The organism is Roseovarius sp. B-10 (assembly GCF_056859295.1).
Genome location: NZ_JBSXOE010000044.1, coordinates 182,784 through 209,000 on the forward strand (window position 1 = coordinate 182,784; position 26,217 = coordinate 209,000).

At 67.2% G+C, this 26,217-nt stretch carries 28 protein-coding genes; 13 read left to right on the top strand and 15 right to left on the bottom strand.

Annotation, left to right across the window (positions count from 1 at the left end; all coding sequences use genetic code 11):
* Positions 1-20 precede the first annotated feature (20 nt).
* From AC13D8_RS20105 to pdxR, 3 genes are all read right to left on the bottom strand, one after another.
* Positions 21-1,184 (bottom strand): acetate/propionate family kinase, encoded by a 1,164-nt coding sequence (locus AC13D8_RS20105; RefSeq protein WP_482970301.1) that lies wholly within the window; start codon positions 1,182-1,184, stop codon positions 21-23.
* Between the two features lie 4 nt (positions 1,185-1,188).
* Positions 1,189-2,964 (bottom strand): sulfoacetaldehyde acetyltransferase, encoded by a 1,776-nt coding sequence (gene xsc, locus AC13D8_RS20110; protein WP_482970302.1) that lies wholly within the window; start codon positions 2,962-2,964, stop codon positions 1,189-1,191.
* A 227-nt stretch (positions 2,965-3,191) separates the two neighbouring features.
* Positions 3,192-4,679 carry a MocR-like pyridoxine biosynthesis transcription factor PdxR gene (gene pdxR, locus AC13D8_RS20115; protein WP_482970303.1) on the bottom strand — a complete coding sequence of 496 codons (1,488 nt, stop codon included), beginning with the start codon at positions 4,677-4,679 and terminating at the stop codon, positions 3,192-3,194.
* Between the two features lie 148 nt (positions 4,680-4,827).
* On the opposite strand from pdxR, the gene AC13D8_RS20120 reads away from it, so the two are divergent.
* The gene (locus tag AC13D8_RS20120; protein WP_482970304.1) at positions 4,828-5,175 is read left to right on the top strand and encodes an antibiotic biosynthesis monooxygenase family protein; all 348 of its coding nucleotides are present in this window, start codon (positions 4,828-4,830) and stop codon (positions 5,173-5,175) included.
* Between the two features lie 89 nt (positions 5,176-5,264).
* The gene (locus tag AC13D8_RS20125) at positions 5,265-5,735 is read left to right on the top strand and encodes a hypothetical protein (protein ID WP_104017664.1); all 471 of its coding nucleotides are present in this window, start codon (positions 5,265-5,267) and stop codon (positions 5,733-5,735) included.
* A 108-nt stretch (positions 5,736-5,843) separates the two neighbouring features.
* Here the strand turns inward: AC13D8_RS20125 and AC13D8_RS20130 are convergent, their stop codons facing one another.
* The 3 genes from AC13D8_RS20130 to AC13D8_RS20140 are packed head-to-tail and all read right to left on the bottom strand — an operon-like array spanning position 5,844 to position 7,680.
* A complete protein-coding gene (locus AC13D8_RS20130) occupies positions 5,844-6,929 on the bottom strand; it encodes a 5-(carboxyamino)imidazole ribonucleotide synthase (RefSeq protein WP_482970305.1) in 1,086 nt (361 codons plus the stop codon).
* Entirely contained in the window at positions 6,922-7,410 is a 489-nt protein-coding gene (gene purE / locus AC13D8_RS20135; protein WP_482970306.1) for a 5-(carboxyamino)imidazole ribonucleotide mutase, read from the bottom strand. The genes AC13D8_RS20130 and purE overlap by 8 nt, the downstream gene beginning before the upstream one ends.
* A gap of 45 nt (positions 7,411-7,455) precedes the next feature.
* Complete coding sequence (locus AC13D8_RS20140) at positions 7,456-7,680, bottom strand: YdcH family protein (RefSeq protein ID WP_104017661.1); 225 nt, start codon at positions 7,678-7,680, stop codon at positions 7,456-7,458.
* Between the two features lie 160 nt (positions 7,681-7,840).
* Between AC13D8_RS20140 and AC13D8_RS20145 the strand changes: the two genes are divergently transcribed.
* The 3 genes from AC13D8_RS20145 to AC13D8_RS20155 all read left to right on the top strand — a co-directional run bounded on the left by AC13D8_RS20145 (position 7,841) and on the right by AC13D8_RS20155 (position 9,451).
* Positions 7,841-8,254, top strand: coding sequence for an Hsp20 family protein (locus tag AC13D8_RS20145; RefSeq protein WP_482970307.1), 414 nt, complete (start codon positions 7,841-7,843; stop codon positions 8,252-8,254).
* A gap of 6 nt (positions 8,255-8,260) precedes the next feature.
* A complete protein-coding gene (locus AC13D8_RS20150; protein ID WP_482970308.1) occupies positions 8,261-8,500 on the top strand; it encodes a DUF1150 family protein in 240 nt (79 codons plus the stop codon).
* Positions 8,501-8,563: 63 nt separating this feature from the next.
* Positions 8,564-9,451, top strand: coding sequence for a hypothetical protein (locus AC13D8_RS20155; protein ID WP_482970309.1), 888 nt, complete (start codon positions 8,564-8,566; stop codon positions 9,449-9,451).
* On the opposite strand, the gene AC13D8_RS20160 is transcribed toward AC13D8_RS20155, so the two are convergent.
* The 7 genes from AC13D8_RS20160 to AC13D8_RS20190 form a co-directional block, all read right to left on the bottom strand.
* A complete protein-coding gene (locus AC13D8_RS20160; RefSeq protein WP_482970310.1) occupies positions 9,424-10,125 on the bottom strand; it encodes a hypothetical protein in 702 nt (233 codons plus the stop codon). The two genes, AC13D8_RS20155 and AC13D8_RS20160, sit on opposite strands and share 28 nt — an antisense overlap.
* Positions 10,126-10,462: 337 nt before the next feature.
* The gene (locus AC13D8_RS20165; protein WP_482970311.1) at positions 10,463-12,175 is read right to left on the bottom strand and encodes a bifunctional sulfate adenylyltransferase/adenylylsulfate kinase; all 1,713 of its coding nucleotides are present in this window, start codon (positions 12,173-12,175) and stop codon (positions 10,463-10,465) included.
* Between the two features lie 211 nt (positions 12,176-12,386).
* Positions 12,387-13,277 carry an oxygen-dependent coproporphyrinogen oxidase gene (gene hemF / locus AC13D8_RS20170; protein ID WP_482970312.1) on the bottom strand — a complete coding sequence of 297 codons (891 nt, stop codon included), beginning with the start codon at positions 13,275-13,277 and terminating at the stop codon, positions 12,387-12,389.
* Positions 13,278-13,288: 11 nt separating this feature from the next.
* Positions 13,289-14,089, bottom strand: coding sequence for an SDR family NAD(P)-dependent oxidoreductase (locus AC13D8_RS20175; protein ID WP_482970313.1), 801 nt, complete (start codon positions 14,087-14,089; stop codon positions 13,289-13,291).
* Between the two features lie 48 nt (positions 14,090-14,137).
* Positions 14,138-15,136: a class I SAM-dependent methyltransferase gene (locus AC13D8_RS20180; protein ID WP_482970314.1), complete on the bottom strand. Its 999-nt coding sequence runs from the start codon at positions 15,134-15,136 to the stop codon at positions 14,138-14,140.
* Between the two features lies 1 nt (position 15,137).
* Positions 15,138-15,482, bottom strand: a complete 345-nt coding sequence (gene clpS, locus AC13D8_RS20185) for an ATP-dependent Clp protease adapter ClpS (protein ID WP_104017650.1) — start codon at positions 15,480-15,482, stop codon at positions 15,138-15,140.
* 115 nt (positions 15,483-15,597) lie between these two features.
* The gene (locus AC13D8_RS20190; RefSeq protein WP_104017649.1) at positions 15,598-16,422 is read right to left on the bottom strand and encodes an IclR family transcriptional regulator; all 825 of its coding nucleotides are present in this window, start codon (positions 16,420-16,422) and stop codon (positions 15,598-15,600) included.
* 279 nt (positions 16,423-16,701) lie between these two features.
* On the opposite strand from AC13D8_RS20190, the gene bhcA reads away from it, so the two are divergent.
* Genes bhcA through bhcD form a run of 4 tightly spaced genes read left to right on the top strand, consistent with a single transcriptional unit; the run spans position 16,702 to position 21,100 of the window.
* Entirely contained in the window at positions 16,702-17,892 is a 1,191-nt protein-coding gene (gene bhcA / locus AC13D8_RS20195) for an L-aspartate--glyoxylate aminotransferase BhcA (RefSeq protein ID WP_482970315.1), read from the top strand.
* Between the two features lie 14 nt (positions 17,893-17,906).
* Entirely contained in the window at positions 17,907-18,881 is a 975-nt protein-coding gene (bhcB, locus tag AC13D8_RS20200; protein ID WP_482970316.1) for a beta-hydroxyaspartate dehydratase BhcB, read from the top strand.
* A gap of 48 nt (positions 18,882-18,929) precedes the next feature.
* Entirely contained in the window at positions 18,930-20,093 is a 1,164-nt protein-coding gene (gene bhcC / locus AC13D8_RS20205) for a 3-hydroxy-D-aspartate aldolase BhcC (protein WP_482970317.1), read from the top strand.
* 11 nt (positions 20,094-20,104) lie between these two features.
* Complete coding sequence (gene bhcD, locus AC13D8_RS20210; RefSeq protein ID WP_482970318.1) at positions 20,105-21,100, top strand: iminosuccinate reductase BhcD; 996 nt, start codon at positions 20,105-20,107, stop codon at positions 21,098-21,100.
* Positions 21,101-21,106: 6 nt separating this feature from the next.
* Here bhcD and AC13D8_RS20215 read toward each other — a convergent pair whose 3' ends face one another.
* The gene (locus AC13D8_RS20215) at positions 21,107-21,859 is read right to left on the bottom strand and encodes a LytTR family DNA-binding domain-containing protein (protein ID WP_482970319.1); all 753 of its coding nucleotides are present in this window, start codon (positions 21,857-21,859) and stop codon (positions 21,107-21,109) included.
* 142 nt (positions 21,860-22,001) lie between these two features.
* On the opposite strand from AC13D8_RS20215, the gene AC13D8_RS20220 reads away from it, so the two are divergent.
* A complete protein-coding gene (locus tag AC13D8_RS20220; RefSeq protein WP_482970320.1) occupies positions 22,002-22,439 on the top strand; it encodes a PaaI family thioesterase in 438 nt (145 codons plus the stop codon).
* Positions 22,440-22,542: 103 nt separating this feature from the next.
* Here AC13D8_RS20220 and AC13D8_RS20225 read toward each other — a convergent pair whose 3' ends face one another.
* Positions 22,543-23,763, bottom strand: coding sequence for a cytochrome b/b6 domain-containing protein (locus AC13D8_RS20225; RefSeq protein WP_482970321.1), 1,221 nt, complete (start codon positions 23,761-23,763; stop codon positions 22,543-22,545).
* Positions 23,764-23,927: 164 nt separating this feature from the next.
* On the opposite strand from AC13D8_RS20225, the gene fabD reads away from it, so the two are divergent.
* From fabD to AC13D8_RS20240, 3 genes are all read left to right on the top strand, one after another.
* On the top strand, positions 23,928-24,866 hold the full coding sequence (fabD, locus tag AC13D8_RS20230; protein WP_129432533.1) for an ACP S-malonyltransferase: 939 nt from the start codon (positions 23,928-23,930) through the stop codon (positions 24,864-24,866).
* 29 nt (positions 24,867-24,895) lie between these two features.
* Positions 24,896-25,633 (top strand): 3-oxoacyl-[acyl-carrier-protein] reductase, encoded by a 738-nt coding sequence (fabG, locus tag AC13D8_RS20235; RefSeq protein ID WP_482970322.1) that lies wholly within the window; start codon positions 24,896-24,898, stop codon positions 25,631-25,633.
* A gap of 240 nt (positions 25,634-25,873) precedes the next feature.
* Positions 25,874-26,107: an acyl carrier protein gene (locus AC13D8_RS20240; RefSeq protein WP_104017639.1), complete on the top strand. Its 234-nt coding sequence runs from the start codon at positions 25,874-25,876 to the stop codon at positions 26,105-26,107.
* The last annotated feature ends 110 nt before the right edge of the window (positions 26,108-26,217 follow it).

A 26,217-nucleotide genomic window follows, 5' to 3' on the forward strand; every position in this document is an offset into this window, starting at 1 on the left:
GGCACAGCGTTTCGTTTTCATCATGCGGATGTGTCGAGCAGCGCCAGTGCGTCGGCGGCGATCATGCGTTCCTCCTGCGCTGGAACGATCCAGGCTGCGATCGCCGAATCCGGCGCGTGCAGGCGCGGTCTGCCGCTGTCGTTGGCCGCCGTGTCCGCCCGCAACCCGAGCCAGCCCAGCCCGGCCATGATACGCGCACGAATGGGGGCAGCGTTCTCGCCGATGCCGCCGGTGAAGGCCACGGCGTCGAGCCCCTCCATCGCGGCGACGAGCGAGCCCGCGTGGCGGACGGCCCAGTAGCAGAAATGGTTGATGGCGAAGCGGCTCTCGTCGCTGTCGTCGCCAAGCAGCGCGCGCATGTCCGAATGCCCACCAGATAGACCGAGTAACCCGCTGTTCTTGTTCAGCAATTCATGAGTGGCTGCGATCCCGTCCTCTGCAGCCAGACGCAGCACGGCGTTGCCGTCGATCTCGCCCGTGCGGGTGCCCATCGTTAGCCCGCCGAGCGGCGAGTATCCCATGGTTGTGGCGATTGATCTGCCGTCGCGGATGGCGCAGATCGAGGCCCCGTTGCCGAGGTGAAGCGCCAGCAGCCGCGCGGGCAGGGGGGCGCCGGTGATCCCCGGCAGGGTGCGCACCACCGAGGCATAGGAGGTGCCGTGAAAGCCGTAGCGGCGGATGCCGCGCGCTTCGATCTCGGGCGCCAAGGCATAGCGCAGGGCAACCTCGGGGTTGGTGGCGTGAAACGCGGTGTCGAAGCTGGCGGTCTGCGGAAGCCTCGGGGCGAGGCGCGCCAGCGTCTCGATGGCGGCGAGGTTGTGGGGGTTGTGGAGGGGCGCGAGGGCGGCGCACCGATCGATGGCGGCGATGGTGTCGGGGGTGACACGCACCGGCGCCGTCAGCTCGGTGCCGCCATGCACCACGCGATGCGCCGCGGCGCGAAAGCGGGCAAGGGGAAATCCATGATTATCAAGTTCCTGGAGGATGGATTTCAGGGCCGTTGCGTGATCGGGCAGGGCATGTGCGGAGGCATGCCCGTCGATTTTCAACAGGCCCGCGCCGCCGATGCCGTCGGCGATACCGCTCAGCCGTTCAGCAAGCCCGCCGTCGAAGACGGCGAGCTTGATCGACGAGGACCCGGCATTCAGGACCAGTACGAGATCACCGCTTGCCGGGTCCGTCATCGGCTCAGACCTGCTGTGCGCGCATGTCGGCGGGGTCTATCCCGGCCACGGCGACGGGCTCTTTCATCGCGTCGCGGCGGAACGGCTCGCCCAGTTCCTGGTTGAGCAGCACCTCGATCAGGGTCGTGGTGTTGTTTTCCATCTGGTCCTTGATCGCCTGGTCGAGCGCGTCGGTGAGCGCCTCCATCGTCTTGACCTGCACGCCCTTGAGGCCACAAGCCTTTGCGATTCCTGCATAACTGACCTTCTCGTCAAGCTCGGTGCCAACGAAATTGTCATGGAACCACAGGGTCGAGTTGCGCTTTTCCGCGCCCCACTGGTAGTTGCGGAAAACGATCTGGGTCACCGGCGGCCATTCCTCGCGGCCGATGGCGGTGAGTTCGTTGACCGCGATGCCGAAGGCCCCGTCACCGGCAAAGCCGACCACCGGCACGTCCCGGCAGGCGATCTTGGCACCGACGATGGCGGGCAGGCCATAGCCGCAGGGACCAAACAGGCCGGGGGCGAGGTACTTGCGCCCTTCCTCGAAGGAGGGGTAGGCGTTGCCGATGGCACAGTTGTTGCCAATATCCGACGATATGATCGCCTCCTTGGGCAGAGCAGCCTGAATGGCGCGCCACGCCATGCGCGGGCTCATCCAGTCGGGTTTGTCGGCGCGGGCGCGCTCGTTCCAGGTGGTGCCGGGGTCGTCATCCTCGTGATCCATCGAGGAAAGCTGCTGCGCCCAAGTGGATTTTGTGTTTGTGATCAGTGCCTTGCGTTCGTCCCGGTCGGTATCTCCCGCGGTGTCGGAGAGGCGCGCGAGGATGCCCTCGGCGACCTTCTTTGCATCGCCGACGATGCCGACGGTGACCTTCTTGGTCAGGCCGATGCGGTCTGGGTTGAGATCGACTTGGATGATTTTCGCGTCCTTGGGCCAGTAGTCGATGCCGTAGCCCGGCAGGGTCGAGAACGGGTTGAGCCGCGTGCCAAGGCAGAGCACGACATCGGCCTTGGAGATCAGCTCCATCCCCGCCTTGGAGCCGTTATAGCCCAGCGGCCCGGCGAAAAGCGGGTGAGAGCCGGGGAAGGCGTCGTTGTGCTGATAGCCCACGCAGACCGGAGCATCCAGCCGCTCGGCCAACTTGCGCGAGGCGTCGATGCCATCCGCCAGCACCACGCCCGCGCCGTTGAGGATCACGGGGAATTTCGCGTCGCTAAGCAGGGCGGCCGCTTCGGCGATCGCGGTTTCGCCGCCCGAGGGGCGCTCGAATTCCAGCGCATCGGGCAGGTCGATATCCACCACCTGCGTCCAGAAATCACGCGGCACGTTGATCTGGGCCGGGGCGGAGGCGCGTTTTGCCTTGAGGATCACGCGGTTGAGCACCTCGACCACGCGGGAGGGATCGCGCACTTCCTCTTGGTAGGCGACCATGTCCTCGAACAGTTTCATCTGCTCGACCTCCTGGAAGCCGCCCTGGCCGATGGTCTTGTTGGCGGCCTGCGGGGTGACCAGCAGCAGCGGGGTGTGATTCCAGTAGGCGGTTTTCACGGCGGTGACGAAATTGGTGATGCCGGGGCCGTTCTGCGCGATCATCATCGACATCTCGCCGCAGGCGCGGGTGTAGCCATCGGCCATCATCCCGGCGCTACCCTCGTGGGCGCAGTCCCAGAAGGTGATCCCGGCGCGCGGGAACAGGTCCGAGATCGGCATCATGGCCGATCCGATGATGCCGAAAGCATGTTTGATTCCATGCCGTTGCAGGGTTTTCACAAAGGCTTCTTCGGTGGTCATCTTCATTGGGGGCTCCTTGGGGCTGGGGCGCGGGTGGCGCGCGAGGCATGTCCGGTCATGCGGACCCTAGCCGGGAGACGGCAGGCCGAGTAGGGCCAGATTGAGGCGTCAGCTATGACCAAGATAGTAAATTATTGAGAACAGAAGTATCATTAATCGAGTTTATTGTTCAAGTGAATCGAGAAAGAAGATGTTTATCTTTTGATAATCTATTGATTCTAAGATGATAAATATCACTCTGGAAGTCCCGCCCCGTGGCCTGACCAGATGTCCAATTCAGCGGCCAGCCGTCCGATCCCCTCGGCGATGCGATCGGACGGTATCGAGGAATAGGCCAGCCGGTAGAAATTGTGCGGGCGATCCGGCCCGTGGAAGAACGGCGCGCCCGGCTCGATGAGCACGCCCCGCGCCCGCAGCCGGGCGTCAAGACGCGAGGTGTCCACGTCGCGGGGGGCCTGCATCCAGATCGACGAGCCGCCGAATGCGCCGCGCCCGGCGATGTCGAGCCCGTGCGCCGCGAGTGCCGTCTCCATCACCTCTCGCCGACCGGCGAACACCCGCGCCATGCGGCGGATCAGGCTGTCGTAGTGGCCGAGGCTGAGGAAATAGGCGGCGGTGCGCTGCATCAGGCCCGGCGGATGCCGCAAAACCGAGGCGCGCAGCGCCCGCGCCTCGCGAATAAACGCTTTTGATCCAACGAGATATCCAAGGCGCAACCCTGGGAAAACCGACTTGGAAAAAGAGCCCACGTAGATGACCCTACCTTCCGTATCGAGCGACTTGAGCGCCGGGAGAGGGGGGTGGAGAAAGGCCATCTCGAACTCGTAATCGTCCTCGACGATGAGCGCCTCGCGCTCGGCGGCTTGCGCGAGCAGCGCGCGGCGGCGGTCGAGCGGCATGGTGGCGTTGGTGGGCGACTGGTGGCTGGGCGTGGTGAAGATCACGTCGGCGTGGCGCGGCAGCGCCTCGGGGGGCAGGCCGTCACGATCCACTTTCACAGGGTGGAGGTGACAACGCGATTGGGTGAGGATGTCGCGCAGCGCGTGGTAGCACGGGTTCTCGATCACCGCGGTTCGGCGCTGCGTCAGCAGCACCTGCGCGGCCAGCCAGAGCGCGTTTTGCGCCCCCATTGTTATAAGGATTTCAGAGGGTTGGGCGAGAATTCCGCGGCGTGGCAGGATGTGGCGGGCGATGAATTCGACGAGCTTGGGGTCGTCGCGGTCGTAGTGATCGGCGCTTAGCGCGTGGAAATCCCGCGCCCCCAGTGCCCGCAGCGCGCATTGCCGCCAGTTGGCGTGGTCGAAGAGCTGCGGATCGGTCTGGCCGTAGATGAACGGGTAGGGGTAGCGCGCCCAGTCGAGCGGCTTTTCCGGGGTGTCGCCATCGCTGTAGCGCCGCCCCAGCGCGCGCGTCCAGTCGATCGTCTCGCTGCGCGGGACGGGATCGGCGAAGGCCGGAGGTTCTGGTGCGTTTTCAGAGACATAGTAGCCGGACCTATCGCGGCTTTCGAGGTAATCGCTGGCCTGCAACTCGGTCAGCGCGAACGTCACGGTGATACGGCTGACGCCAAGATGCGCGGCGAGACGGCGCGAAGAGGGGAGCTTTTCTCCCTTGCGGAACCGGCCTGACAGGATTCCTTGCGCGATCATCTGCCGGATCTGCGCCTGCAGCGTGCCCTCGGCGTCGGGAGCGAGGAAAAAGGTTTCGACAGGGATCGCCATGCGGGAATGGTAGACTGGACCTAGCCGGCGTGCAATCTGGTCTGATGGCGATTTCACGAACCTTGCGGTTCGGCGCGCGAACCGCGAGGTTCGACCCCGGGAGCGCACGGTGCCCCCCCGTGCGCGCAAGCCAAGGGAGGCAAATACGATGATCGCGGTGATATTCGAGGTGATCCCCGGCGAGGGACAGACCGACCCCTACCTGGAAGTGGCGGCGAAGATGCGGCCCCTGGCCGAGGCGGTGCCGGGCTTCATCAGCGTCGAGCGGTTCCAGAGCCTCACGCAGCCCGGCAAGCTCTTGTCGCTGTCGTTCTGGGAGGACGAGGCCGCGGTCGCGCAGTGGCGGCAACTGGAGGCGCATCGCGGCGCGCAGAAGGCGGGCCGCGATGTGATGTTCGACGATTACCGCCTGCGGGTGGTGAGCGTGATTCGCGACTATGGCAAGTTCGAGCGCGCAGAGGCCCCCGGGGACAGCCGCGCGGCGCATGGCGGCTGACACAAACCATCGCCAAGCTGTGATTTGCGCGCATACGCCGGTCCAGCTAGCCCTTGGTGCATCATGCCACGCGACGGAGCCGGATCACCATGGATGCCACCCGCCTGAGCCCGCAGGACAAGCTGGATGGACTGGCGCTGCTGATCCTGCGGCTGGGGCTGGCTTGGTTCATCTTTTTGTGGGCGGCGCACAAGATCATCACGCCCAAGCAGTACCAGAACCTTGCGCGGCATTTCGACGGGGTCGAGGTGAGCGTGGGCCAGGTCATGCTGGGCGGCTGGGTGCAGATTGCGCTGTGCGCGCTGGTGGCGCTCGGGGTGCTGCGGTATCTGAGCTATGGCAGCCTGCTGGTGATGCATGTCTTTACCGTCACCCGCCGCTGGGAGGGGTTTGTCGATCCCTTCGCGCTCAATGACCGGGGCTTTCCGGTGAATCGCAACCAGGTGATCGACCTGGCGGTGCTGGGGGCATTCATCGCGCTGGTGCTGCTGATCCGGCGCGATCACTTCAGCGTCGGTGGCTGGCTGGCGCGCCACGACCGACCGCGCTGGTGGCTGTAACGCCTGTTATCGTGTCGCGATCATTCGCATTCGCGCGATACGCTCTAACTCTTTGATTTTGCATGTTCAAGAAGCTCAAAACCGGTTCCCACTTTTGAGCAACATGCTCTACCCCGCCGCACCCGTCACGCGGTTGACATGGCCCATCTTGCGCCCGGGGCGGGCCTCGGCCTTGCCGTAGAGGTGGATCGCCGCGCGCGGGTCGCGCAGCAGGTCGGGCAGGCGGTCGATGTCCGAACCGATGAGGTTCTCCATCTCCGCGTCGGCGTGGCGGCTGCCGTCGCCGAGCGGCAGGCCCGCCACCGCGCGGATGTGCTGCTCGAACTGGTCGACGGCACAGCCCGCCTGCGTCCAGTGGCCGGAATTGTGCACCCGCGGCGCGATCTCGTTGACGATGAGCGCCTCGGGCGTGACGAAAAGCTCTACCCCCATGACGCCGACGTAATCGAGCGCGTTGAGGATGCGGCCCGCGAGCAGCGCGGCGTCGGCGCGCTGTGCCGCAGAGAGGCGCGCGGGCACGGTGGTGCGGCGCAGGATGCCGCCCTCGTGCACGTTCTCGCCGGGGTCATAACAGGCGACCTCGCCCGAGAGACCGCGCGCGGCGATCACCGAGACCTCGTGCGAGAAGGCGACGAACCCCTCGTAGATGGCCGGCTGACCGGCCATTTCCTCTAGCGCGGCGGCGGCGCCTTCGGGGGAATCGACGCGCACCTGCCCCTTGCCATCATAGCCGAAGCGGCGGGTCTTGAGGATGCCCGGCGCGCCGATTTCTGCCAGCGCCTCGGCGAGATCCTCGGCATCGTCCACGGCGGCAAAGGGGGCGGTGGCGAGGCCGAGATCGGTGAGCGCGGCCTTTTCCACAAGCCGGTCCTGGCTGACCTTGAGGGCGCGGCGGCCCGGGCGCACGGGCGCGAGGCCGGAAAGCAGGTCGAGCGCGGCGGCGGGGATGTTCTCGAACTCGAAGGTGACGACATCGCAGGCGGCGGCAAAGGCGCGCAGGGCGTCCTCGTCCTCGTAGGGGGCCTTGAAGTGGACATTCGCGACGTGGCTGGCCGGGCAGTCGGCGGCGGGCTCGAAGATGCAGGTCTTGAAGCCGAGCCGGGCGGCCGCGACCGAGAGCATCCGGCCAAGCTGGCCACCGCCCAGGATGCCGATGGTGGCGCCGGGGGCGAGGGAGGCGTGGGGATCACTCATCGCGGGGCTCTTCGGGGATCGAGGCAGAAAGCGCGGCGCGCCAGTCGTCGAGGCGTTGTGCCAGAGCGGCATCCTCATTGGCGAGAATCGCGGCGGCCATCAGCCCGGCATTGGCCGCGCCGGCCGCGCCGATGGCCATCGTTGCCACGGGGTAGCCGCGGGGCATCTGCACGATGGAGTAGAGGCTGTCGAGCCCTGAGAGCGCGCGGGTCTGAATCGGCACGCCGATCACCGGCACGCGGGTCTTGGACGCCATCATGCCGGGCAAGTGCGCCGCCCCGCCCGCGCCGGCGATGATCGCCTTGAGCCCGCGCCCGGCGGCGTCGCGGCCATAGTCCCAGAGCCGGTCGGGGGTGCGATGCGCCGAGACGATGCGCGTCTCGTAGGCCACGCCCAGATCGTCGAGTATCTGTGCCGTCTCGCGCATGGTGGGCCAGTCGGACTGGCTGCCCATGATGATGCCGATCTTCACGCCTGTCATTCGCGCCCCCTGATTTGGAGCGCGCACTATACCCATGACGGGGGGTTACGCAATGATGTCGGGGTAGAGCCGGTCCTCTATCCGGGCGATCATGTCGCGCAGCCAGAGCTTTTTCTTCTTGAACCGTTGCAGGGTGAGCTGGTCGGCGGTGGGCCGTTCCTGAAGCGCGCGGATGGCCGCGTCGAGATCGGCGTGTTCGCGGCGGAACTCTTCCAGCTCGACGCGCAGGACCTCGTCGGTTTTCATCGAAAGGTCGCTATAGGCGTTCATGGCAAGCGGGTCCTCTCTTGATGCCGGGCGCATAGAATAGCCGATCCGGGCGGGTTCGCAAAGGGCTTGCGCGGGGCGGGTTCCGTCCCCATATTTTGCTCGTCGGGTCGCCGTTGCGGGGCCCGGCGAAATGGACGGTCGCTTAGCCAAGGACGTGTCGATGACAAAGCTTTCACTGGGGTCGCACCCCTACCTTCTGGGTTTCGAGCAGCTTGAGCGGCTGCTGGAACGCAGTGCCAAATCCGGCAACGAGGGCTATCCGCCCTTCAACATCGAGCAGACTTCGCCCAATTCCTATCGCATCACGCTGGCCGTGGCGGGGTTCTCGGAGGATGATCTGTCGATCACCGTGGAGGACCGCCAACTGGTCATTCGCGGGCGGCAGGCGGACGGGAACGCGGAGCGCGTGTTCCTCCATCGCGGCATCGCGGGGCGTCAGTTCCAGCGCTCTTTCGTGCTGGCCGACGGCGTCGAGGTGGGCGAGGCGATCATCGAAAACGGACTGCTGCATGTCGATCTGCGGCGCATCGAGCCGGAACCGGTCGTGCAGCGGGTCAGGATCACAAAGGGGTAAGCGATCATGGACACGAAATACGATTTCGACACCGACTTCGACACGAGCGCCGGGCGGCCCATCGTCTATGTGCGCACCGTGAAGGCGGATGACCTGCCCGAGGAGATGCGTGCGCAGGTCGGTGACCACAAGACGCTCTACGCGGTGCACAGCACCGAGGGAGAGCGGCTGGCGTTGGTGGCGGACCGCAAGTTGGCCTATTTCCTCGCGCGGCAGAACGACATGGAGCCGGTCGCCGTTCACTGATTGCCTTGCCCGGCCCTTTGCGCCTATGAGGCGAGAACATGGGGGCCGGAAAGGACAGCGCGCGTGACATCCCCGAGGGTTGCAATCCTGCCATATGGGCAGGCGCTGGGCGTGACGCCTGCGCGCCTGCCGCTGGCGTCTCTCGGCTGGCCGCTGGGCGTGCCGGCGGGCATCGAGGGCGGGGTGCTGGGCGATCTGGACCGCGACGATCACCTGATCGTGCCGCCGCGCAACACGCTGCACCTGCGCCCCGGTTTCGGCACGCGGGCGCGGGTGTCGCTGCTGTTCCGTGAGCCGCGCGCGATCCACGGCCATCACATGCGGCTCTTGCAGCTATTCAGCCACCGGCGGTTTTTTCGTGTGCTGACCGGCGACCCGGGCCTGATCGCGGCCTTGCCGAACGCGGTAGAGTTTCCGATGGGGGGCACCTGGGTGCCGCACTGGCGCGATGTGTCGTGCGAGAAGCGCGCGATGTGTTCGCTGATCGCCTCGGCCAAGCGGTCGCAACCGGGGCACCGGCTGCGCCACGCGGTGGTGGACTGGGCGCGCGAGGCGCGCGCGGATGTCGAGGTCATGGGGATGGGATACCGCCCGTTCAGCGAGAAGGCCGAGGGGCTGGCGCCATACCGCTACTCGGTGGTGATCGAGAACGTGCGCGAGCCGGGCTATTTCAGCGAGAAACTGGTGGATGCGCTGCTGTGCGGGACGGTGCCGATCTACTGGGGCGCGCCGGATATCGGGCGGTTCTTCGACATCGGCGCGATGGTGGTCTGCGACGGGCTGGAGGACGTGCAGCGCGCGGTGGTGGCAATGTCGGAGGCGGATTTCGCCGCACGGGCGGAGGCGCTGGCGCGGGCGCGCGCCGTGGCGGCAGGCTATGCCGATATCGAGGGCCGGGCGGCGCGGGCGGTGCTGGCCGCGGCTCAGGGCGCGGGCGGCCAGAGGCCGTAGCGCGCGGTGATCTCGTCCATGCAGGCGCGGTTGGCGGTGGGGCGGTCGCGCCCGTCGATGACCGCGTCTTGCAGGGCGTGGGCGTCGTCGAAGGCATGGCGCATGCCCGTGCGCGCGGCAGGGGCGAGGCGGATACTGATGCCCTGCCGGGCAAGCTGGGCCGAGAGCCAGATATCGTCGACAGGCCACGCGGCAGGTGGCGGGGTGCAACCCGGACCGGCGAGCCATTCGGGGCGGATGCAGACCCCGGCGAAACCCTGCGCGATATCGGTGAGGCCGGGAGCGGGGGCGCGGTGGCCGTGCCGTTTGAGCCGGTCGAGGCCGAAGCCGGCGGCGGCGGCGGCATGGCGGTCGGTGGTGGCGTCGAGCAGGGCGGCGGCCCAGCCGGGGGGCATGAGCCAGTCATCGTCGCAATAGATCAGCCGGTCGATATGGCCGGTCAGCGCGCGCGCGGCAGGCAGCGCCTTGGTGGCCGGACCCTCGTCGCGGGGCAGGAGCCATGTCTCGACCCCTTCGGGCGTGTCCGGTGGCGGCGCGGCGGCAAAGCGCGCAGGGACATCGGGCAGGGCGAGGATCACGCGGGCAGGCGGCGGGCGCTGGGCGAGCAGGCTGGCCAGGACCGGGCCGAGGTGCGGGTAGCGCGGCGGGATCGAGGTGAGCGAGATGGCGTACATATCCGCGGTCGTGGCGTCGGACGGGCGCGCCGTCAAGGCCGGCGTGGCGTCAGGGGGAATGAGTGGTGCGACACGCCGGGATTGGCCTGGAGCGGTCGTTCAGGTCGTGGTGCCAATGCGCGGAATAGAGGCGCGCCCCGCGCGCCGCCGCGCATCGCCGGGCCGCCCTCACGGCACGGCGATATGGCTGCAACCTGTGCGCCGCTCGGGCCTTTTTCGGATTTGGCAGCCATTAAGCGCGGCAGATCGAACCTTGGATCGCCGCGCCGCGGCCCGTCGATACGCGGCTAACCTTAACGTCCGCCCCAAGCCAGAAACCGCCCGGCCCCGCAGCCCCTCAGCCCGCGACGAGGCCCATCTGTTCGAGCTTTAGAAGCACCTGGTGGGCGCAGTTGTCGACCTCGACATTCTCGGTCTCCACCCGCAGTTCGGGATTTTCCGGGACGTCGTAAGGGTCGGAAATCCCGGTGAATTCCTTGATCTTGCCCTCTCGTGCCAGCTTGTAGAGGCCCTTGCGGTCGCGGCGTTCGCATTCCTCGATGGAGGTGGCGACATGGATCTCGATGAAGGCACCGTATTGCTCGATCTCCTCGCGCACGGCGCGGCGGGTGGCCCCGTAGGGCGCGATCGGCGCGCAGATGGCGATGCCGCCGTTCTTGGTGATCTCGCTGGCGACATAGCCGATGCGGCGGATGTTGAGGTCGCGGTGCTCCTTGGAGAAGCCCAGCTCGGACGAGAGGTTCTTGCGCACGATATCGCCGTCGAGGAGCGTCACGGGGCGGTCGCCCATCTCCATCAGCTTGACCATCAGCGCGTTGGCGATGGTGGACTTGCCCGAGCCTGAGAAGCCGGTGAAGAACACGGTGAAGCCCTGCTGCGAGCGCGGCGGGAAGCGGCGGCGCAGTTCGCCCACCACCTCGGGGAAGGAGAACCAGTCCGGCACTTCGAGCCCCTCGCGCAGGCGGCGGCGCAGCTCTGTGCCGGAGATATTGAGGACAGTGACGTTATCGCGGTCCTCGATCTCGTCCACGGCCTCGTACTGGGCGCGTTCCTGCACGTAGACCATGTGTTTGAAATCGACCATCTCGATGCCGATTTCCTCCTGGTGCTGGCGGAACAGTTCCTGCGCGTCGTAAGGGCCGTAGAAATCCTCGCCCGCCGAGTTCTTGCCCGGTCCGGCGTGGTCGCGGCCGACGATCATGTGGGTGCAGCCGTGATTGCGCCGGATGATGCCGTGCCAGACCGCCTCGCGCGGGCCGGCCATGCGCATGGCGAGATTCAGGAGGCTCATGGTGGTGGTGGAGGCGGGATACTTGTCGAGCACCGCCTCGTAGCAGCGCACGCGGGTAAAGTGATCCACGTCGCCCGGCTTGGTCATGCCGACCACCGGGTGGATGAGCAGGTTGGCCTGCGCCTCGCGCGCGGCGCGGAAGGTCAGTTCCTGGTGTGCGCGGTGCAGCGGGTTGCGCGTCTGGAACGCCACGACGCGGCGCCAGCCGAGCTTGCGGAAGAGTGCGCGCAGCTCGTTGGGCGTGTCGCGGCGGGCGCGGAAATCGTAGTGCACCGGCTGCTGGATGCCGGTGACGGGGCCGCCGAGATAGACCTTGCCCGCCGTGTGATGGAGGTAGTTGACGGCCGGGTGCGCGCTGTCGTCGGCGCCGAAGACACGCGCCGCCTCGCGCGCCTTGTCGGGCGTCCAGCGGTCGGTGACGGTCATGGTGGCGAGGATCACCCCCTCCTGGTCGCGCAGGGCGATGTCCTGCCCCGTCTCGACGCCCTCGGCGAATTCCTCGCTCACGTCGAGGGTGATCGGCATCGGCCAGAGCGTGCCGTCGGCGAGCCGCATGTTTTCGACAACGCTGTCGTAATCGGCCTCGGAGAGGAAGCCCTTGAGCGGGTTGAACCCGCCGTTCATCAACAGTTCCAGATCGCAGATCTGGCGCAGGGTGAGATCCCAACTGGCGAGGTCGCCGGCCTCGTGCTTGAGCTTTTGCGCACTCTCGTAGGAGACGTAGAGTTCGGGGACGGGGGCGAGATTGGGGGACTGCATGGAAACCTTCGTGGTGCTGTGACTGCCAGGGCGGGCGGGGGCCGCCTTTGGCACGCGGATTAGCCCCGCTTGGGACAGGAGTTCAAGGCATAGCCGGTTTGTTTGCGGAATTGAGACAAAAATGACGCGGGCGCGGGTGCGCGTGGAACGGGCGTCGTGGTAGAGGGCGGATGGGCGGAGATCGGTTCCGAGGGTGCGGGTGGGCCCCGCCTCAGACCCATTTCGCCAGCGGCGGCAGGCTCATCAGCACGGCGTTCGCGTCGTGGCCGGTGGCCAGCCCGAACTTGGTGCCCCGGTCGTAGACGAGGTTGTATTCGGCATAGAGGCCGCGGTGGATGAGTTGCGTGTCGCGGTCGGCATCGGTGAAGGGCTGCACGCGGCGACGTTCGACCAGCGGCAGGAAGGCCGGGAGGAAGGCGCGGCCGATATCCTGCGTCAGGGCGAAATCCGCCTCCCAGTCGCCGGTGTTGCGGTCGTCCATGAAGATGCCGCCGACGCCGCGCGCGCGGCCCCGGTGGGGGATGTAGAAATACTCGTCTGCCCAGGCCTTGAGCCGCGGGTAGAGGTCTGCGCCATGCGGATCGAGATGGGCCTGCTGCTGGCCGTGGAAATGGGCGGTGTCCTCGGGGTATTCGATGCAGGGGTTGAGGTCCGATCCGCCGCCGAACCACCAGGCATGGGGTGTCCAGAACATGCGGGTGTTCATGTGCACGGCGGGGCAATGCGGGTTCTGCATGTGCGCCACGAGGCTGATGCCGGAGGCCCAGAAGCGCGGGTCGCTCTCCATCCCCGGCACGCCGCGCGCGGCCATCGCCTTTTGCGCGGCCTGGCCGAGGTGGCCGTAGACCTCGGAGACGTTGACGCCTACCTTCTCGAACACGCGGCCCTGGCGCATGACGCTCATCAGGCCGCCGCCTGCGTCGGAGCCGTCGTCGCTGGTGCGGCGGGTCTCGCTCACCTCGAAACGCGCGGGGGCGGTGTCGGAGAGCGGGCCGGTGTCGTGGCTTTGCTCCAGCCCCTCGAAGGCGGTCACGATCTCGTCGCGGAGGCTGTGAAACCAGGCGCTTGCGCGGGCCTTTTCCTTGGTGAAGTCGTCGCTCATCTGCGGGCCTGTCAATGGGCGGGGGCGGCGCAGGGATCGAGCAGGGTGCGCCCGCCATCCATCGTCATGATCTGCCCGGTCATGAAGCCCGACCCGTTGGAGGCGAGATATTGCACCGCCTCGGCCAGTTCGGTGGCAGAGGCGATGCGCCCGAGCGGGGTGTGATCCTCGATATCCTCGCGGTAGGCGCCGTGCTCGCGCAGCGTGTCCTTGAGCGAGGCGCTCATCACCGAGCCGAAGGCCACCGCGTTGACGCGGATGCGGTGCGGTGCGAGCGCCACGGCGAGGCTGCGCGTCATCTGGTCGAGCGCGGCGGACGAGATCGAGTAGGCCATGAGATCGGGATGGGTGCGGCGCGCGGCGATGGACGAGAGATTGACGATCGCGCCTGCCGAGCTCTTGTCGCTGCCCTTGGCCTGCTTGATCATGCGCCGCGCGACCAGCTGGCTCATCCGCAGGGCTGTCATCAGGTTCTGTTGAAGGAGCGTTTCCACCCCGTCATCGTCGGGGTTGAGCGGGTCGGAGGCGACGACCTGCCGGCAGGCGTTGATGAGGATGTCCACCTCCTCGAAGGCGTCGAGCGTGGCCGAGAGCAGGTTGGCCTGCGTCAGTTTCTGGCGCATGTCGCCAGCGAAGAAGCGGATGTTGTCGCTCTCGGCGAGGCTGCCCAGCTCGTTCTTCAGGCGCGCCTCGTCCTTGTCGGCAAACATGACGTTGGCGCCCTTGTCGGCGAAGTGCCGCCCGATAGCGAGGCCGATGCCATTGGCGGCACCTGTGACGATGGCGGTCTTGCCGGAGATGGAGAAGGACATCGGCACGGGCCTTTCGGGATGGTCTGCCGGGCGCGAGACTAGGTTATTTCAGCGCCGCTGGCGAGAGGGGTGGGAGGCGTGGAGGATCTTGAATCGGGAGTCGCCTGCCGCCTCTTCGACGCGTTTGAAATGCTGCGCGAGCGTTGTCTCGTAGGGCAGGTGGCGGTTGGCCACGAGCCACAGCGCGCCCGCCGGTTTCAGCATCATGGCGGCGGCGGCGATGAAGGCGCGCCCGATGCCGGGATCGGCGTTGCGCCCGGTGTGGAAGGGCGGGTTCATGATCACGGTGTTGGCGGGCGTGTCGGGGCGCCACGCGGTGGCGTCGGCCCAGTGGAAATGTGCGCGCGCATCGGTGATGTTGGTGCGCGCGCAGTCGAGCGCGTCATGATCGGCCTCGACGAGGTCGAGATGCTCGATGCTGTCACGCGAGAGCGCGCGGGCAGAGAGGTAGCCCCAGCCGGCCCCGAGGTCGATCACGCGGGCCCCGAGGGTGGCGGGCAGGGTGTCGGCCAGCGCGCGCGAGCCCGGGTCGATCCCGTCGGCGGAGAAGCTGCCCGGCGTGGTGATGAACCCGCCCTCGATCGTGCGCGGCCCCTGGGGCTGCCAGTCCGAGAGGTCGGCGCCGGGGGCGAGGATGAAGAGCTTGCCGTGGGCCTTGGACAGTGGCGCGCCGGGGGTGGCGCGGGCGTGCGTGCGCAGGGCGCGCAGCATCGATTCGATCCCGTCGGTCTTGTCCCCGTCGATGATCACCGGCCCGTCGGTGCAGGCGGCGGCCTGCGCCACCATGGCCTGCGCCAGCGCCCGGGCGCGGGGCATGCACACGAGGGCGGCGGCGTAGCGGCCCGAGGACGCGGTGGCGCGGTCGAACCCCTGCGCGCTGAAATAATCGAAATCGGGGCGCAGCGTGGTGATGACCTGCACCCGGTCGTGCGGCAGGGCGGAGAGGTCCGCGCCCGCGCGCGGCCCGAACACGGCGATGCGTCCGGCCCCGGGCAGGGTGACATGGCCGCCCCCGAGGGCAAGCGTCAGGCGGGTGGCGAGGCCCACGCTATTCCTTTTCCATCGTGCATTGCAGCGGGTGCTGGTGGCGGCGGGCGAAATCCATCACCTGCGCAACCTTGGTTTCTGCGATCTCGTGGCTGAACACACCGACGACGGCCACCCCCTTCTTGTGGACGGTGAGCATGATCTCGAACGCCTGCGCGTGGGACATGCCGAAGAACCGTTCGAGCACCGCGACGACGAATTCCATTGGCGTGTAATCATCGTTGAGCAGCAGCACCTTGTAGAGCGGCGGGCGTTTGGTCTTGGCACGGGTCTTGGTGACGACCGCGCTGTCGGGGTCGTCGTCGTCGGAACCGGTCATGGTGGTGATCGGGACGTGTGCTGACATGCTGCGCGCTCTTGGCCGTAAGGGTTGGGTCGGTTGCGTATCGGAGGCATTCGCGCCTCGGCCCTTCTATATAACCGATGGCAGCCCCGAGAAAAGGGGGGTGCGCCAGTGCGGCTCAATTCGCCGAAGTGCTGCGTCCGGCGATGAGCGCGGTAAGTTCGTCCGCTGCCGCGGTGACCGCCGCGCCGAAGGCGGGAAGCCGGTCGTCGGAAAAGCGCGAGGACGGCCCCGAGATCGAGATGCCGGCGCAGGGCTCGCCGCGCCCGTCGAGGATGGCGGCGCCGATGCAGGACATGCCCTCGTAGCGCTCGTCCCGGTCGAAGGACCATCCGCGCGCGCGGGTGGCGTCGAGATCGGCCATGAGGCTGGCGAGACTGACATGGGTGCGCGCGGTAAAGCCGGTGAGCCCGGTGGTGGGCAGCAGGCGGGCGCGGCGATCCTCGGGGAGGGCGGCGAGGATCGCCTTGCCGGTGCCCGAGGCGTGCATCGGCGTGCGCGAGCCGGGCGGAAAGAAGGCGCGGATCGGGTTTCCGGTCTCGATCTGGCCGATGAATACCACCTCGGAGCCGTCGGGCACGGCGAGGTTGGCGGTCTCGCCGGTTTCCTCCATCAGCCGCCGCATCACCGGGCGGCCCATGTCGGCGAGGCCCGCGCGCTTGAGGTAGGCGACGCCGGTGCGGTACGCTTCCAGCCCCACGGACCAGTCCTGCCGCTCTTCGTCGAAGCGGACAAAATCGCGCCCTTGCAGGGTGGTCAGGATGCGGTGGGTGGTGGCAGGCGGAATGTCGAGCGCGCGGGCGAGGTCGGTCAGGCTGGCGCCGTCGCGGCGTGCCACCTCGGCGAGCAGGCCGAGCGCGCGGTCGAGCGCCTGAAGCGTGCCGGTGCTCTTGTCGGTGAAGGCCGAGCGGGGGCGGCCGCGGGGGCGGGGGGATTTGGTCATGGGCGGCGGCGTGCAAGCACGCCTCGATTCCGCGCAGACGAGATACGTTCGTTGGCCTTGAGGTTCATGACTGTTCTCGGCTTGTCGTCGCGTTCGCGATGAGCATAGGAATAATGAAAAATATTTCCAACAACTTTCCTATTTGTGGAGTTGAAAAATTGAAAGTTTATTAAATTCAGATAATTACAAATTTCCTAGTGTAAATGAAAAAGTTTTTCAGAAAAATTGCAATTCGGCACCCTTCGCGCCATTATGGCCTATCGCTAGGAGGACAGTGCCATGTCAGACCAGAACCCGGTTTTCATTCCCGGCCCGACCAACATCCCCGACCGGCTGCGCCGCGCCATGCAGGTGCAGACGATGGACCACCGCTCGCCCGCCTTCGCGGCGGCGCTGGCCCCCGTGCGGGAGGGCTGCAAGCGGGTGTTCGGCACGCAGGATGGAGAGATCGTGATCTTTCCCGCATCGGGCACCGGCGGCTGGGAAGCCGCGATCACCAACACGCTGAGCCCCGGCGACACGGTGCTGGTGGCGCGCTACGGCATGTTCAGCCATCGCTGGATCGACATGTGCCAGCGCCACGGGCTGGACGTTCGGATCATCGAGTGCCCGTGGGGCAGCGGCGCGCCTGTCGAGCGCTTTGCCGAGGCGCTGCGCGCGGACGAAGGCCACGAGATCAAGGCCGTGCTGGTCACCCATAACGAGACCGCGACCGGCGTCAAATCCGATATCGCTGCGGTGCGCGCGGCGATGGACGGGGCGGGGCACCCGGCGCTGTTGATGGTGGATTGCGTGAGTTCATTGGCCTCGATGCCGTTCGAGATGGACGGCTGGGGCGTGGACCTGGCCGTGTCGGGCTCGCAAAAAGGGTTCATGCTGATGACCGGCATGGCCATCGTGGCGGTGAGCCCCAAGGCGCTGAAGGCCGTGGAGAGCGCGACGCTGCCGCGCACCTATTTCGATTTCCGTGACATGCTGGGGGCTTATGCCAGCGGCGGTTTTCCCTACACGCCGCCGTTGCAGTTGATCTTTGGCATGGATGAAAGCCTGAAGATGCTGTTCGAGGAGGGGCTGGAGAATGTCTATGCCCGCCACACCCGGCTGGCCGAGGGGGTGCGGCGCGCGGTAGCGGCTTGGGGGCTGCGGCTCGTGGCGCAATCGCCTGATCTCTATTCGGATACGGTGAGCGCCATCTACGTGCCCGATGGATTTGACAGCAACGCGCTGGTGAACCACGCTTTTGCCACCTACGGGATGAGCTTTGGCGTGGGCCTGGGCGAGATGAACGGCCGCGCCTTTCGCATCGGCCACCTGGGCAGCCTGACGGATGCGATGGTGCTGTCGGGGCTGGCCACGATCGAGATGGCGATGGCCGACCTGGACTATCCGATCACGCTGGGCAGCGGGGTGGCGGCCGCGCAGGCGCATTACCGTGCGACCGCGGGCGCGCAGCGCTCGCGGGCCGCTTGAAAAAGGAGACCGACATGCTGGACCACAAGGAGCGCACCGCCGCCGATCTGACGATCGACGATGTGACGGCCGCGCGCGAGCGGATCGCGCCCTATATCCACCGCACGCCGGTGCTGACCTCGTCGTTTCTCAACGAATTGACGGGGGCTGACCTGCATTTCAAATGCGAGAACTTCCAGAAGGCGGGCGCGTTCAAGGTGCGTGGTGCATCGAACGCGGTGTTCGGCCTGTCGGACGCGCAGGCGGCGCGCGGGGTGGCCACGCATTCGAGCGGCAATCATGCCCTCAGCCTCAGCTATGCCGCCGGGCGACGGGGCATCCCGTGCTACGTTGTGATGCCGCGCACCGCGCCGCAGGCCAAGAAGGACGCCGTGCGCGGCTATGGCGGGATCATCACCGAATGCGAGCCCTCGACCACCAGCCGCGAGGAAGTCTTCGCCCGCGTACAGGAAGAGACGGGGGCGGAATTCGTGCATCCCTACAACGACCCGCGGGTGATCGCGGGGCAGGCGACGTGCTCGGCCGAGCTGATCGAGCAGGTCGAGGGGCTGGACGCGGTGATCGCGCCCATCGGTGGCGGCGGCATGGTGTCGGGCTGTTGCCTGACGCTGTCGAACCTTGCGCCCGATGTGCAGATCTACGCCGCCGAGCCGGAGCAGGCGGACGACGCCTATCGCAGCTTCAAGGCGGGGCACATCATCGCCGATGACGCGCCGGATACGGTGGCCGACGGGCTGAAGGTGCCGCTGAAGGACAACACCTGGCATTTCGTGAGCCGTCACGTCACCGACATCCTGACCGCGAGCGAGGACGAAATCATCGACGCGATGAAGCTGACATGGGCGCGGATGAAGATCGTGATGGAGGCAAGCTGCGCGGTGCCGCTGGCGACGATCCTGAAGAACCGCGAGGTATTCGCGGGCCGTCGCGTGGGCGTCATCATCACCGGCGGCAATGTCGATCTCGACCGCCTGCCCTGGATCAAGTGAGCGGAGGCCGGGCGCGGCCCGGGCCACAAGCATAACCGGAGGATACCAATGAAAGACGCGATCAATCTCGACGATTTCGAAGTGGGCTTTGACATCCCGGCCCTGCCGGGCATGAGTGAGGCCGATATCCAGACGCCCTGCCTCGTGCTCGATCTGGACGCGCTGGAACGCAACATCAAGAAGATGGGCGACTGGGCCCGCGCGCATGGCGTGCGGCACCGGGTGCATGGCAAGATGCACAAATCGGTGGACGTGGCGAAGCTACAGGAAAGCCTCGGCGGTGCCTGCGGTGTCTGCTGTCAGAAGGTGAGCGAGGCGGAGGTGTTCGCCCGCGGCGGGATCAAGGATGTGCTGGTGTCCAACCAGGTGCGCGACGCGGCCAAGATCGACCGCCTGGCGCGGATGCCGAAGCTGGGCGCGCGCACGATCTGCTGCGTGGACGACCTGGCCAACGTGGCCGACCTGTCGGCGGCGGCGCAAAAGCACGGGACGCAGATCGAGTGCCTGGTGGAAATCGACTGCGGTGCCGGGCGCTGCGGTGTGACCACGACACCGGAAGTGGTGGAAATCGCCAAGGCGATCGACGCGGCGCCGGGCCTCAAGTTCGCGGGCATTCAGGCCTACCAGGGCGCGATGCAGCACATGGACAAGTACGAGGACCGCAAGGCCAAGATCGACGTGGCCGTGGCGCAGGTGCGCGATGCCGTCGAGGGGCTGAAGGCCGAGGGGCTGGAGTGCGACATCGTCGGCGGTGGCGGCACCGGCAGCTATTATTTCGAGGGCAATTCAGGGGTGTATAACGAGCTTCAGTGCGGCTCTTATGCCTTTATGGATGCCGACTATGGCCGCATCCTGGACAAGGACGGCAACCGCATCGACCAGGGCGAGTGGGAGAACGCGCTGTTCATCCTGACGAGTGTCATGAGCCATGCCAAGGCGGACAAGGCGATCGTCGATGCGGGGCTCAAGGCGCAGTCGGTGGACTCGGGCCTGCCGGTGATCTTTGGTCGCGATGATGTGGAATACGTCAAGTGCTCGGACGAGCATGGCGTGGTGGCGGACCCGCAGGGTGTGCTGAAGGTCAACGACAAGCTGCGGCTGGTGCCCGGCCATTGCGACCCGACCTGCAATGTCCATGACTGGTACGTGGGCGTGCGCGGCGGCAAGGTGGAAACCGTCTGGCCGGTCTCGGCCCGTGGCCGCGCGTATTGAGGGGCGGCATGATGGACAGCCAGATCGAGACCCAGGGCATCGTCATCGTTGGCGAGGATATCTGCGAGCAGGTCATCAGCCGCGCCGATGCGTTTGCGGCGGTGGAGCAGGTCTTTGCCGCGATGGCGCGCGGGGACGCCTATAACTTTCCCGTGGTGCGCGAGGCGATCGGGCACGCGGATGCGCTCTATGGCTTCAAGAGCGGGTTTGACCGGGCCGGGTTGGTGCTTGGCCTAAAGGCCGGGGGCTACTGGCCGGGCAATGCCGCGAAGGGGCTGACCAACCACCAATCCACGGTGTGCCTGTTCGATCCCGATACCGGGCGGCTGTCGGCGCTGGTGGGGGGCAATTACCTCACCGCGCTGCGCACCGCGGCGTCCTCGTCGGTGTCGATCGCGCACCTGGCGCGCAAGGATGCGCGCGTGCTGGGCATGGTCGGTGCGGGGCATCAATCCACCTTCCAGTTGCGCGCTGCCGCAGAACAGCGCGATTTCGAGAAGGTGGTGGCGTGGAACCCGCATCCCGAGATGCTGCCGCGTCTTCAGGCGGTGGCCGATGAACTGGGCCTGGCGTTCGAGGGGGTGAGCCCGGAGGAGCTGGGCGCGCAGGCGGATGTCATCATCACCATCACCAGCGCGTTTGAGCCGCTCATCATGGCGGACTGGATCCGGCCCGGCACGCATATCGCCTGCATGGGCACCGACACCAAGGGCAAGCAGGAGGTGGACCCCGCGCTACTGGCCCGCGCCCGCGTCTTTACCGACGAGGTGGCGCAATCGGTGAGCATTGGCGAGGCACAGCACGCGGTGGCGCAGGGGCTGATCGGCGAGGGCGACATCACGCCTGTCGGCGCGGTCATCAACGGCGATCATGCCGGGCGCGATTCGCAGGATGCGATCACGCTGTTCGACGGCACCGGTGTCGGCTTGCAGGACCTGGCCGTGGCGTCGGTCGCCGCAAGGCTGGCGCGGGAGCGGGGGCTGGGAGAGGTCGTGCGGCTAGGCTGAGGCGGTTCAGGCGCCGTCTTGCCCCGGCACGAGGCACAGCTTTTCGAGCCGGGGGCGATACTTGCGGCTTACAGGCACGCGGTCGCCATTGGCGAGCGTGACGTGGAGCTTGCCCCCCTCGGTCGTATGGCCGGTGACTGCCGCGCGGGCCACCCAATGCGAACGGTGGGTGCACAGCCCGTCGACCGGCTCCATCTCGTCGATGGCGTCCGACAGCCGCAGGCGCAGCGTGGTGGCACCATGATCGGTGACCACCTCGACGGTATGATCGCGACCCGTCAGGCGCAGAACGCTGGCCTCTTGCAAGGATTCGGGGAGGCGGCGTATCAGGCGCGGGCGCGGCGGGTCGGGCGCGCGATCGATCCCGGTCAGTTGCCGCCGCAGGAAGAAGATCGGCGCGACGAAAATCCCGGTGTTGAGCCAGATCGAGGTGATGGCGAGATCGGCCTGGGTGAGCACCGGATCGAGCCCCGCGCGCAGCATGTAGATGAGCGGCGCGAGCAGGGTGGTGATGACGAGCGATGCCTTGAGGTCGATCCAGAGCGGGTGCCAGCCCCGGCAGACGGTCAGGAAGGTCGCGCTCACGACTGCGCCGATGCCGAGGCCGGAGGTGACGATCGTGCCCCAGTAGACCACCCGCAGCCCGAATCCCATGGTCTGGAAAGTCCCGAACGGCCCTGCCACCACCGCCACGAGGCAGCCGATCAGCCAGATCGAGATCGTGATGCGGGAGGTAAATGCGGCGGCGACCTCGGACATGTGCCGTTGGAACTCGGACCAGATCAACTCGATACCTTTGGCAGTTCGTGCATAGCGTGTATCTAGCAGGCGAATTTCAGGAGGCCAAGCTTGCGTTGGAGACGAATGGTCGCAAGGATGCGGTTCTGGACGGGAGAACATCATGAACAAGGACGCCGCGCTCTCTCCGCAGGTGACGACGCGCATCCACGAGAGCTTTGCCGCGCAGGCGATGATGGCGACGCTGGGCGCGCGGTTGGTTGACGTGGGCCCGGGGCGGGTGAGGATCGAGGCGCCGATCCTGCCGGGCAGCCGTCAGCAGCACGGTTTCGCCCATGCCGGGCTGAGCTTTGCCATCGGCGACAGCGCAGCGGGCTATGCCGCGCTGAGCGTGATGCCCGAGGGCTACGAGGTGCTGACCACGGAGATGAAGATTCACCTGCTCGCGCCGGCGAAGGGCGAGTTGCTGGTGGCCGAGGGGCGGGTGCTGCGGCCGGGGCGGCGGCTGGTGATCGTGGAGGCGGATATCCACGCGCTGGAGGACGGGCGCGAGGCGCATGTCGCGCGGCTGATGGGGACGATGATCCCGCTCGCGCCGTGAGACGGGGGATTGGCCCGGAGAGGGGGGGCGTCCGTCGAACCCGGTGCCTTTGGTGCGACGGGGCGTGCTGGCGGCGCGTGAACGCCCTGATCCGGGATGGCGCTCAGCCATCGGCGCGGCGTGCCACGAGGTCGAACGATACCTCCACGTCGAAGCCAAGCTGTCCTGGGTCCTGCGCGCCTTCGCCGATCCCGAAATCGCGCCGGTCCACAATCAGCCCCCCCGAGGCGCGGGCGGTGTCATCCTCGATGTCGAGGGTGAACGGCATCTCGACCGGTACGGTCTGGCCCTTGATGGTGAGCGTGCCGCGCGCGACGTGGCCGTCGCGCTGGGCGATGAGATCGGCGGCGAAGGTGGCGGTGGGGTGCGCGTCGGCGTTGAAGAAATCGCGGCCCATCGCCTGTTTGGTCACCGAGCCGAGTATGAGCGACGGGATCGCCACCACAACCTCTACCGTGCCGTGGCGGCCCTCGGCATCGGCGGTCTCGGCATAGGCGATATCGGCGGTCCACTCGGCGAAGCTGCCCGTGACCTGCGATCCCATCTGCCGGATCGCGATTTCGAGGCTGCCCTCCTGTACCTGCCAGTCGCTTTCCACTGCGGTGAGCGCGGGGGCAGCGCCGACGCCGGGTTTCTCGAACCAGCCGAGGGCACCTGCGCCGCCCACAACGCCGGCCCAGACCGCGAGCGCGGCGACCAGCGGCAGCGTGTGCCCGGGCTGGTGCGCGGTGGGCTGGGCCGGGATATCCCCGGGCAGCATCCGGCGCAGCGTGGCGTCGCCGTCGACGATGTGATGCTTGAGCGCGCCTGCCACATGCGCGGCGAGCGACGCTGCGAGCACGAGGATGAACAGGAAGTGCAGCGTGGAAGCGATTTCCGAGACCGCTTCGGATTTGGGTACGAAGGGCAGGTCCTGTCCGAACGGCCACCAGATCGGTGCGAAGCCCGTGGTGGCCGCGTGATACACCCAGCCTGAAAGTGGCACTGCAACGAGCGAGCCGTAGAGCAGCCAGTGGACCGTCTCGGCGGCCCATGCCTCTAGCGGGCGGTGGCCGTTCAGCAGCCCCGGCTTGGTTTGCGTCAGCGCCCAGAGGATGCGCGCCAGCGCCACGAAGAAGACCGTCACGCCAGTGGTCTTGTGGATCGAGAAGAGGAGCGCCGCGCGCGCCACCTGTGCCTCGGTGCCGCCTGTCGTGGCGATTTCTTCGGCCATCTGCGCGGCAAACCAGCCCAGCGGCAGGTTGGTGAGGATCAACAGCGCCGTCAGCCAGTGAAAAGACTTGGTGATGGCGCCGTATGTCGTGGCGGAACTGGTGATCGGCATGGGGTGATCCTCTTGCGGTTGCGCGCCAATCTAGCGATCGCCGTGCCCCCGTCCATCGCCGCCTGCGCACAGGTTGCGTGCGGCTGGGCACGCGCGGGCTTTGGCGTTGCCACGCGCGGCGCGGCGATGTATCGGGGGGCGATTTTTCACGGGGAGGTGAACAGATGAGCCTGGCATTCGTATTTCCGGGGCAGGGCGCACAGGTGATTGGCATGGGGCGCGATCTCGCCGCTGCCTATCCGGCGGCGCAGGCCGTGTTCGACGAGGTGGACGAGGCGCTGGGAGAGAAGCTGTCGGCGCTGGTCTGGGAGGGCGAGCAGGACGCGCTGACGCTCACGCAGAACGCGCAGCCCGCGCTGATGGCCACCTCGCTCGCCGCGATGCGCGCGCTCGAGGCCGAGGGGGTGACCCCCGGTGCCGCCGCCTTCGTCGCCGGGCACTCGCTGGGGGAATATTCCGCGCTCGCCGCCGCGGGCGCGCTGGGCGTGGCCGATTGCGCGCGGCTGCTGCGCATCCGCGGCCGCGCCATGCAGGAGGCGGTGCCGGTTGGCGTGGGCGCGATGGCCGCCCTGCTGGGGCTCGATTTCGACACCGCGCGCGCGGTGGCCGAGGAGGCGGCGCAGGGCGAGGTCTGCCAGGCTGCCAACGACAACGACCCGGGGCAGGTCGTGGTCTCTGGCCACAAGGCGGCGGTGGAACGCGCGGTGGAGATCGCCAAGGCCAGAGGCGCGAAGCGCGCGGTGCTATTGCCGGTGAGCGCGCCGTTTCATTGCGCGCTGATGCAGCCCGCTGCCGACGCGATGGCCGCCGCGCTGGCCGAGGTCGAGATCACCGCCCCCGCCGTGCCACTGGTGGCCAATGTGCGGGCACGCGCGGTCACCGACCCGGCGGAAATCCGCGCGCTGCTGGTCGAGCAGGTCACCGGCTCTGTGCGCTGGCGCGAATCGGTGCAATTCATGGGCGGCGCGGGTGTGACCGGGATTTGGGAGATCGGTGCGGGCAAGGCGCTATCGGGTATGGTGCGTCGCATCGACCGCGCCATCGCCTGCCGCGCCATCGCCACGCCTGCAGAGGCGCAGGACGCCGCCGCGTCGCTCGGCTGAGCCGCGCATCACAGTTTGGAGAGGTCATCATGTTCGATCTGACGGGAAAATCCGCGCTTATCACCGGCGCGTCGGGCGGTATCGGGGCCGCCATCGCGCGGGCGCTGCACGGGGCGGGGGCCAGTGTGGGGCTGTCGGGCACGCGCACGGCCCCGCTCGAGGCGCTGGCCGAAGAGCTGGGCGCGCGCGCGCATGTGCTGCCGTGCAACCTTGGCGATGCGGAGGCGGTCGAGGCGCTGCCCAAGCAGGCCGTTGCCGAGATGGGCAGCCTCGACATCCTGGTGAACAATGCCGGGATCACCCGCGACCAGCTGTTCATGCGGATGTCGGACGATGACTGGTCCGAGGTGCTGAACGTCAACCTTACCTCGGCGATGCGGCTGTGCCGGGCCGCCGTGCGCCCGATGATGAAGGCGCGCTGGGGCCGGATCGTCAATATCGGCTCGGTCGTGGGGTCGATCGGCAACCCGGGCCAAGTGAACTATTCCGCTGCCAAGGCGGGGCTGGAGGGCATGACCAAGTCGATCGCCCACGAGGTGGCCACCCGCGGAATTACCGCCAACGTGGTGTCGCCGGGGTTCATCGCGACGCCGATGACCGACAAGCTAACCGACGATCAGAAGGCCGCGCTATTTGCCAAGATCCCGGCCGGGCGCATGGGCACGCCCGAGGAGGTCGCCACAGCCGCGCTCTACCTCGCGAGCCCGGGGGCGGGCTATGTCACCGGCACCGTGCTGCACGTCAATGGCGGGCTGGCGATGATCTGAGGCGGGCGGGTTTTCGCCTTTGCCGGGTGCGGTGAAATCATTTGCCATTGCCCTCACCTGTGCTATAGGCCACGCAGCTTTTCCGGGGGAGGCGCGGTTTCCCCCGGTGGCCTGACCGCATCCCCATGGATCGCACCGGCAGGCAGCGCCGCCCGCGACGGGCATCATCGACAGCCATCCCCGAGGGGGCTGGGGCAGACCAAGGGGCGGAGACGCCCGACACAGAATGAGGAACGAGACATGAGCGATATCGCTGACCGCGTGAAGAAGATCGTGGTGGAACATCTGGGCGTCGAGGAAGACAAGGTCGTGGACAAGGCGTCCTTCATCGACGATCTGGGCGCAGACAGTCTCGACACGGTCGAACTGGTGATGGCGTTCGAAGAGGAATTCGGCATCGAGATCCCCGACGACGCGGCCGACACCATTCAGACGGTCGGCGACGCGGTGAAATTCATCACCGAAGCATCCTGAACCATAGCCGCTTGCGGCGCGCCTGGGGGCCCTGCCGGATGGCGGGGCCTTTCGCGTTTCGGACAGGGGGCGCTGCCCCCGTCGCGCCGTGGGCGCGACTCCCCCGGAAT